At 40.4% G+C, this 6461-nt stretch carries 5 protein-coding genes; 4 read left to right on the top strand and 1 reads right to left on the bottom strand.

What is annotated here, in order from left to right; genetic code table 11:
* Positions 1-706 precede the first annotated feature (706 nt).
* From L4D09_RS28320 to phaC, 4 genes are all read left to right on the top strand, one after another.
* Positions 707-1447, top strand: coding sequence for an SDR family oxidoreductase (locus L4D09_RS28320; RefSeq protein WP_428460878.1), 741 nt, complete (start codon positions 707-709; stop codon positions 1445-1447).
* A 36-nt stretch (positions 1448-1483) separates the two neighbouring features.
* Complete coding sequence (locus tag L4D09_RS28315) at positions 1484-2692, top strand: acetyl-CoA C-acetyltransferase (RefSeq protein WP_428460877.1); 1209 nt, start codon at positions 1484-1486, stop codon at positions 2690-2692.
* A gap of 75 nt (positions 2693-2767) precedes the next feature.
* Positions 2768-3115 carry a phasin family protein gene (locus L4D09_RS28310; protein WP_428460876.1) on the top strand — a complete coding sequence of 116 codons (348 nt, stop codon included), beginning with the start codon at positions 2768-2770 and terminating at the stop codon, positions 3113-3115.
* Positions 3116-3184: 69 nt separating this feature from the next.
* Positions 3185-5002: a class I poly(R)-hydroxyalkanoic acid synthase gene (gene phaC, locus L4D09_RS28305; RefSeq protein ID WP_428460875.1), complete on the top strand. Its 1818-nt coding sequence runs from the start codon at positions 3185-3187 to the stop codon at positions 5000-5002.
* Positions 5003-5304: 302 nt separating this feature from the next.
* Here the strand turns inward: phaC and L4D09_RS28300 are convergent, their stop codons facing one another.
* Positions 5305-6297 carry a polysaccharide lyase family 7 protein gene (locus L4D09_RS28300; RefSeq protein ID WP_428460874.1) on the bottom strand — a complete coding sequence of 331 codons (993 nt, stop codon included), beginning with the start codon at positions 6295-6297 and terminating at the stop codon, positions 5305-5307.
* Between the last annotated feature and the right edge of the window lie 164 nt (positions 6298-6461).

Raw genomic sequence — 6461 nt, 5'->3', positions numbered from 1 at the left:
GCAAGATACTGCTCGAATGAGGCCTGACAAGCCTTATGTTTTTACCAACTTAAAAGAAGGTACAGGTTTAGATGTAATTATTGATTTTATTGTAACTCAAGGAATGTTGCGTTCTAGTATCGCTAATCTGTAGTTACAGTGTAAAAGTCGCTTTTTAATTCGATGATTAATATTTAAGCGGACATTTGTTGCTTAAATGTTAATAAATGTAATTTTAGCGTATGTATTTATTAATCTATATTGTTCTAGCTTTCTAAAGCCAAGCATTAGCTTGGCTTTTTTTATTTAAGCGAATATTAATCAGATTGGCGAATTAAGTTCCACCCTGTCAGATATGCACCAAGGCACTTATTGTATGTTGTTGTTTTGATAGAGCTTTATTTTTCCTGCTATATATTGGTGCGTTCTTTACAATATTGACACATTACTTTGTTAAATCTGTTGCATTGGTCGTTCTGTGATTCTATGCAGGTATATTGGTACGACCATTGATTCCGTGTGTTGATATTAATATGTGCTTATGTTCTTATAATAAACGTGCAACGTAAGAGTAACCAAAATGTCTTTTTCTTTAGCTAGGATGCTTTAAAGAATAAAAAGACAAATTGGCAAACGAGTTATGTTGGTTGGCGTCTTAAGGTAAACAATATTAAGTTGTTGTAATTTAAGTTTAATTCATCATGGCGATGGAATGGAGTCTTCTGAAATGAGTAAAAAAGCATTAGTAACTGGTGCGAAAGGTGGTATTGGTTCATCGATCACTAAAGGATTAGTTGAAGCGGGATATCGTGTAATTGCGACATACTTCCCAAGCGGTGAAGCAACGGCAAAAGAATGGTTTAAAGAGAATAATTATTCAGAAGATCAGGTGCGCCTCTTCCCTCTAGATGTTACGGATGCAGAGTTCTGTGAAGAGGCTCTTGCAACATTATTGAAAGAAGAAGGTAACATTGATGTTTTGGTCAACAATGCAGGTATCACTCGCGATACTACCTTCAAGCGAATGAAAAAAGAGCAATGGAATGATGTTATTTCAACAAACCTAAATAGTTTGTTTAATGTTACTCAGCCGTTGTTTGCATCTATGTGTGAGCATGGAAATGCACGTATTATCAACATTTCATCAGTAAACGGTCTTAAAGGTCAGTTTGGCCAAGCGAATTATTCAGCAGCAAAAGCAGGCATGATTGGTTTTACTAAAGCACTTGCTGCTGAAGGTGCTCGTTCAGGTGTTACCGTTAATGCAATCGCCCCTGGTTATACTGGTACTCCAATGGTTGAAGCGATTAAACCTGAAGTACTAGATAGCATTAAAGCTGAGATTCCAATGAAACGTCTTGCAGCTCCTGCTGAAGTTGCAGCGGCAGTTACTTTCCTTGCAAGCGATGGCGCGGCTTACATCACAGGCGAAACATTGTCTGTGAATGGCGGCTTGTACATGCACTAATCATCTTCTTCGTAGTTTGAAAGGACGCTAGAAATTATGTCAAAAGTTTATATTGTTGCAGCAAAACGTACGCCTCTTGGTAGCTTTAACGGTGCACTTAAAACGGTTTCAGCTGCCCACTTAGCGGCAGTTGCAATTAAAGCGGCGATTAAAGAAGCCAACGTTGATCCAGCTAATCTTGATGAAGTTATTTTAGGTAATGTCATTGGTGCTGGTCAGGGCATGGGCCCTGGTCGTCAAGCTGCACTGTATGCAGACATCCCTGTTGAAGTACCTGCTTATAGCCTGAATATGGTTTGTGGTTCAGGTATGAAAGCGGTAATGGACGCTGCTGCGCACATCAAGGCTGGGGACGCAGATCTTGTTGTTGCCGCTGGTGCTGAAAACATGTCACAGATTCCATTCTGCCTTCCTTCATCACTGCGTGATGGTCAGAAGATGGGCAACCTAGAAATGGCTGACCTGCTAATTTCAGATGGCCTTACTGATGTGTTCAACAACTTCCACATGGGCGTAACCGCTGAAAACGTGGTAGCAAAAGTGGGTTTAAACCGCGAACAGCAAGATAACTTTGCACTTGCTAGCCAACAAAAAGCGGTTGCTGCTATTGAGCAAGGCACATTTGCTGAAGAAATTGCACCTGTTGAAGTAACAGTTCGTCGTAAAACTAGCGTTGTAGATACCGATGAATATCCAAAAGCAGATGCTTCAATTGAAGGTCTTGCTAAGCTTCGCCCTGCATTTAAACGTGATGGTGGCTCAGTAACAGCTGGCAATGCCTCAGGTATTAACGATGGTGCAAGTGCAATTATTGTTGCCTCTGAAGCCGCTGTCGAAAAATATGGTCTAACGCCGATTGCTGAGATTGAAAGCTATGCTCAGGCCGGTATTTCACCAGAGATTATGGGTTTAGGCCCAGTACCAGCGGTTGTTAAAGCGCTGGATAAAGCTCAGATTTCTATCGATTCTGTTGGCTTGTTTGAGTTTAACGAAGCGTTTGCTGGTCAGGCACTAGGCGTATTACACGAACTTGCTGACGAACTAGATACACAAGTTGAAGACTTAGCTGAACGTTCAAATGTTAATGGCGGTGCTATTGCATTGGGTCACCCTCTGGGTGCGTCGGGTAACCGCATTATTGTTAGTCTTCTTCATGAAATGCGTCGCCGCGGCACAGAGCATGGTCTTGCTACGCTATGTGTTGGTGGTGGTATGGGTACGGCAATCGTACTGAAAAACGTTTAATTAACTGATATTAATTTGTGTCTGAAATCATCATGGCTCAGACACTTACACATTACTGAAATAAAGGAAATAGCTATGTATACGGAAATGTTTAAATCATTCTCAGAGCAGACTGAAAAATCACTAGCACCATACGTTAAGTTCAACAAAATGTTCACTAAGAACGTTGAAGAGCTAACGGAGCTTCAGATTGCAGCAGTTCGTGCATACAGCGACCTAGGTTTAACTCAGCTTAAAGCTGTTAGTGAAGTTAAAGATGTTCAATCTTTTGCTGAATTCAATAGCCAGCAGCTAGAAACGCTAACTAAGCTTTCTCAGCAGCTTATCGAAGATAGCAACAAGTTCAACTCTGTTGCACAAAGCTTCAAAACTGAAGTTGAAGAGCTAGTAGCTGAAAACGTACAGCAAGCAACACCAGCTTAATCAAAATGACCACCCGGTGCCGCCCCATTTGTGGGCGGCATTTTTAGTCCAGCTATAGAGGTCATTGCAATGAACCATAACTTCTTTACGGACTACTTTGCCAAGCTCCAAGAAATGAACCAAGTATGGTGGAAGGAGCTGGATTCTGGCAAGGCAGCCATGAATACTCCCTTAAATAAAGCGCTCAATGAAGTCAGCTTAGAAGATACGACTAAGTTGATAGAACAAGCATCAGCGCAGCCAGCCGTAATTGCAAAAGTGCAAATGGACTGGTGGGAAAATCAGATGAAGATTTGGCAAAATGTCACCATGAAAACGGGTGACGAAGCCGATCTTGTTAAGCCTGAAAAAGATGACAAACGTTTCAGTGATCCTGCATGGGATAATGAAGCGTTTTATAACTACATAAAGCAATCATATTTGCTATTTAGCAATTCGATGAAAGAGACCATTGACTCAATGGATGGCTTAGACGATAAAGCGAAAGAGCGTTTGGGCTTTTTTTCTCGTCAAGCAATTAACGCAATGTCTCCAACGAATTTCGTAACTACCAACCCAGAACTGGCGAAGCTAACCGTTGAAACCAATGGTGAAAACCTGATTAAAGGGATGGAGTTACTACAACAAGACCTTCAGTCAAGTGCTGATGTTTTGAAGATCAGAATGACAAATGATGGAGCATTCCAGCTTGGCGAAAATGTCGCGAATACAGCTGGTGATGTAGTATTTAAAAATGATTTGTTTGAGCTGATCCAATATAAGCCACTCACAGAAAATGTGAATGCAACCCCGCTACTGATAGTGCCTCCGTTTATCAATAAGTACTACATTTTGGATCTTCGCGAGAAGAACTCAATGGTTCGCTGGTTGGTTGAACAAGGCCACACAGTATTTATGATGTCATGGCGTAACCCTGATGCAAGCATGTTTGATGTTGACTTCGATAACTATGTTATCGATGGGGTTGTGAAAGCTGTAGATGTTATTGAAGATGTAACGGGTGAAAAGCAGATTAATGCTGCTGGTTATTGCATCGGTGGTACTTTGCTGGCAACAACCTTGGCATATTATGCCGCTAAACGAATGCGTAATCGCATTAAGTCAGCGACATTCTTTACGACATTATTAGACTTCTCACAACCAGGTGAAATTGGTGCGTATGTCAATGATCCGATTATTTCGGCCATTGAAGCACAAAATGAAGCTAACGGTTATATGGATGGGCGCTCATTGAGTGTGACATTCAGTTTACTACGTGAGAATAGTCTGTATTGGAACTATTACATCAATAATTACCTTAAAGGTAATAGTCCGATCGATTTTGATCTGCTGTATTGGAATGGTGATAGTACTAATGTCGCGGTTGCTTGCCATAGCACTTTGCTTCGTCAATTCTACCTTGAAAATAAGCTGGTTGACCCTAAAGGATTTAAAGTGGGTGGGGTATATATTGATCTTGCTAAGATCAAAATACCAACATACTTTATTTCTACTCAGGAAGACCATATTGCCTTGTGGCAAGGTACATACCGCGGTGCACAAAACCTAGGTGGAAAATCAACGTTTGTTCTGGGTGAGTCAGGCCATATTGCTGGCATTGTTAATCATCCAGCAAAGAACAAGTACGGCTACTGGGTTAATGGCAAAAAAGCTGCGGATGCTGATACTTGGCTAAGCGGTGCTAAACGTGAAGAAGGTTCATGGTGGGGTCACTGGAATGGTTGGCTAGCAGGCTTTGAGGAGGCTGAAGCAATTCAGGCTCGTCAGGCTGGCAATGATAACTACCCAGTATTGGCCGCTGCACCTGGTTCATATGTCTTGCAGAAGCTACCTATTGAAGTGTCTAACGCACTTGATAGCAAGGAAGAGCCTGCAAAAGAAGCATAATGGTAAAAATCATAATGCTAAAAAAACCAGCGATAAATCGCTGGTTTTTTATTTGCATATTATGGTTAATATTCTTTCTTCGCCATGGGGGAAAGCTATTCACGGCAAGAGAGGTTATTTATATTATTAAGTATCAAAGCTGACAATAAATTAGAATTTAATGGTCTTGCTATGAGAAAGTTCACAGCAAGACCAATTGTTCTATAGCTTGATGTATTTTAAGTTGAACGCGGATTTCAATTGAGCACCAATTGGCAGTACATCATTTATGTAATAGCTATTATAGTAATAATGAGCGTTAATTAGTGTTCGAGAGAAAGTTTATAGAAACTTGCCTTTGTGTAGTCACCGGCTTCGAAACCTTCATTTTTGCAACGAACAACACCAGTGCTACATTGATTATAAGCCCCTGCTTTGAAGAAAAACCAATCGTTTTGGTAACCAGCGTCGTATTTATTGCCCAAGTATTTACCTTTAGAAAGATCCATTGCAAACGATCGTGTAATTGGAGCTTTACTGTCTAGACTCTTGGTGAACTCCAAATACATTACGTCATCATCAACATGAACATCGTAACTGAAAATTTCACCTAATTTAATACCATCTTTAGGGTCTGCTTGACCAAACCTTAGCTTTGCCTGACCAAATACATTATGGGAGATATCTAAGCGACGGTGGTAGTCTTCATCGAGTGCATTATTCTCGTAGTTCCAGTAGATAGAACCATATTCATGATCGGGTAATTTTCGATAGAAAATCTTTAAGGGCTCATTTGTGCCTGCATGGATTTGACCTATTACGACAGAAAAAGAATCGTTATGTCTATGGTCACCACTTTTACTTACATGATCGACAGAGAGTGTTGCACTCATTCGGCCACCAATAGCCCCAAAGTTATCAGCTTCAGGATGCGAAGCGAGAACAAAATTGTTTTCGGGTTCGTAAGCACCAATATCATGTTTTTCTGAAATTAAAGCATGAAGCTCTGCACGAGCATTACTAGAATTCGGTGTCGTCATTGCTTTGTTGGGCGCGACAAATACCATTGCACCGTTATTTGGATCGGTATAGAACCATTCTTCGTGCTGAAAGCCGTTATTTAGCTGCTTTTTGGATATTTCCATCACTTTGCCTTTACGTTCAGGCTTGTCATCCTCCATCGGGATAACAATTTTCCACATTGATAAATCAAAGTTATCTGAAGGAGCTTTGTTAGAGTCAAGACTAGCGTGTGAAGCCGCAGAGAACGGGATGGATACTAATAGGGCAAGTAAGGTTTTATTATACTTTTTCATTATATCTCTCTTGTTTTGGGTTTGTGTAACCTTTCTGAATCAAGGCTAATAGTCAGAAAATAAACGAGATTTTTGACATAAGTTAAAGTACAGATGTTATTTATAACATGGAAATGAAATTATTGTATAACAATAATACAAATAAAGAATGAGCCTTATATACT

Source organism: Photobacterium makurazakiensis, assembly GCF_050336715.1.
GTDB lineage: Bacteria > Pseudomonadota > Gammaproteobacteria > Enterobacterales > Vibrionaceae > Photobacterium > Photobacterium makurazakiensis.
Note: the sequence above shows the minus strand (reverse complement) of the source record. Positions and strands in the feature narration are given on the sequence as shown.